This window comes from Mycobacterium sp. (assembly GCF_049280035.1).
In the GTDB taxonomy this organism is placed as follows: Bacteria; Actinomycetota; Actinomycetes; order Mycobacteriales; family Mycobacteriaceae; genus Mycobacterium.
In genome coordinates, this window is sequence record NZ_JBAPPI010000437.1 from 1 (window position 1) to 1945 (window position 1945).

General features: G+C 65.3%; 2 protein-coding genes and 1 pseudogene. All 3 read right to left on the bottom strand.

Annotated elements, in window-relative coordinates:
* A partial coding sequence (locus WAN71_RS14480; RefSeq protein ID WP_422225996.1) for an NAD(P)(+) transhydrogenase (Re/Si-specific) subunit beta occupies positions 1-933 on the bottom strand: 933 nt, incomplete at its 3' end.
* Positions 930-1259, bottom strand: a complete 330-nt coding sequence (locus WAN71_RS14485; protein WP_422225997.1) for an NAD(P) transhydrogenase subunit alpha — start codon at positions 1257-1259, stop codon at positions 930-932. The genes WAN71_RS14485 and WAN71_RS14480, both read right to left, overlap by 4 nt.
* 9 nt (positions 1260-1268) lie before the next feature.
* A pseudogene (locus WAN71_RS14490) lies at positions 1269-1945 on the bottom strand (NAD(P)(+) transhydrogenase (Re/Si-specific) subunit alpha); the annotation flags it as partial.

The window sequence follows — 1945 nt, forward strand, 5'->3', positions numbered from 1 at the left end:
CTGGATCGCGGCGTCCGCTGCGGAGGTGGCTTTGACGGATTTGTCGGCGTCGTCGCCGCCGCCCACGGCGACCCCCCCGCCGCCGAACCCGCCGGCCACGATCGCGGGGATGGAGCGGTTCATCGCCTTGGCCATCAGGTTGGTCAGGATCGAACCGGACGCGCCGACGATCATGCCGGCGACGATCATCGCGGTGTTGTTCAACGCCAGACCCGCGGCCGCGGCCGACAAGCCGGTCATCGCGTTGAGCAGTGAGATGACCACGGGCATGTCAGCACCGCCGATCGGCAGCACCACCATCAGGCCCAACACACCGGCGGCGGCCAGCAGACCGATCATCCACCACAACGACACCCCACCGCTGCCGGGATGCGCGTCCAGACCGATGACCACCCCGGCCGCCACCGCAGCGGCCAACAGCAGCAGGTTGATCAGTTGCTGAGCCTTGCCCAAGCCGATCGGCGATCCGGAGATGACCTCTTGCAGCTTGCCGAACGCGATGATCGATCCCCAGAACGAGATCGACCCGATGATCGCGGCGAACAACGACGCAACCACGATGTGCACGGTGGGCGACTCACCATGTTGGAAGGCTGAAAAGCCTTTAGTATCAATAAATTCCGAGAGCGCAATGAGCGCGACCGTGCCGCCGCCTACGCCATTGAAGAACGCCACCAGCTGCGGCATGGCGGTCATCTTGGTATAGCGGGCCAGCGGGACGCCGAGCACGACGCCCACCACCAGGCCGGCGATGATCAGTACCCATTGGTCTGTGTGCCGGATCTGGATCAAAGTCGCCGTCACGGCGAGCGCCATCCCCACCGCGGCGATCAAGTTGCCGCGCACTGCGGTCTTGGGCCCGGTCAGGCCCATCAAGCCGAAAATAAACAGCCCGAACGAGATGACGTAGAGGCCGATCACCAAGTAGTTCATTTGGCGGCCGGCTCCTCGGTCTTAGCCTGCGGCACAGGCTTTTTCCCTTTGAACATGCCGAGCATCCGGTCGGTGACGATAAAGCCGCCGATGACGTTCAGCGTGCCGAACACCACCGCGACGAACAAGATGATCTGCACTGCCAGCGACGGATGCTCAACCTCGCCGAACACCACCAGAGCACCGAGAACCACGATGCCGTGGATGGCGTTCGTCCCCGACATCAGCGGGGTGTGCAGCGTGTTGGGCACCTTGGAAATCACCGCAAACCCGACGAATCCGGACAGCACCAGGATGGCCAGGTTGGACAGAAGTTCGTCATACATCCCGTGCATTTAGGAATCCTCCCCTATCTCGCGCCGCTCGCCCCCGCCAGCGGGGGGACCCCCACCGCTGCGCTCGGTGCTCTCTTCGCTGGCGCGTCCGCGGGTAACACATGATTCCGCGATGACTTCGTCGTCAAAGTCCGGGGCCAGCTTGCCGTCGGTGATCAGCAGGTCCAGCAGGGCCGTGATGTTTTTGCTGTACAGCTCGCTGGCGTGCTCGGGCATGGTCGCGGGCAGGTTCAGCGGCGAAGCGATGGTGACGTCGTGTTTGACCACCGTCTGCCCGGGTTCGGTGAGCTCGCAGTTGCCGCCGGTCTCCCCGGCCAGGTCCACCACCACACTGCCGGGCTTCATGGCCTCGACCGCCGCAGCAGTTACCAGGCGCGGCGCCGGGCGACCCGGTACCAGCGCGGTGGTGATCACGACGTCGAATCCGCTGATCGCGTCTTCCAGCGCCTTCTGCTGTTGCGCGCGTTCGTCCTCGGTGAGCTCACGGGCGTACCCGCCTTCACCGGCAGCCTCGATTCCGATATCCAGCCACTGCGCACCCACCGACCGCACCTGGTCGGCCACCTCGGGGCGCACGTCGTAGCCGGTGGTGCGCCCACCCAGTCGTTTGGCCGTCGCCAGCGCCTGCAGCCCAGCCACCCCGACGCCCAGCACCAGCACGGTGGCCGGCTTCACCG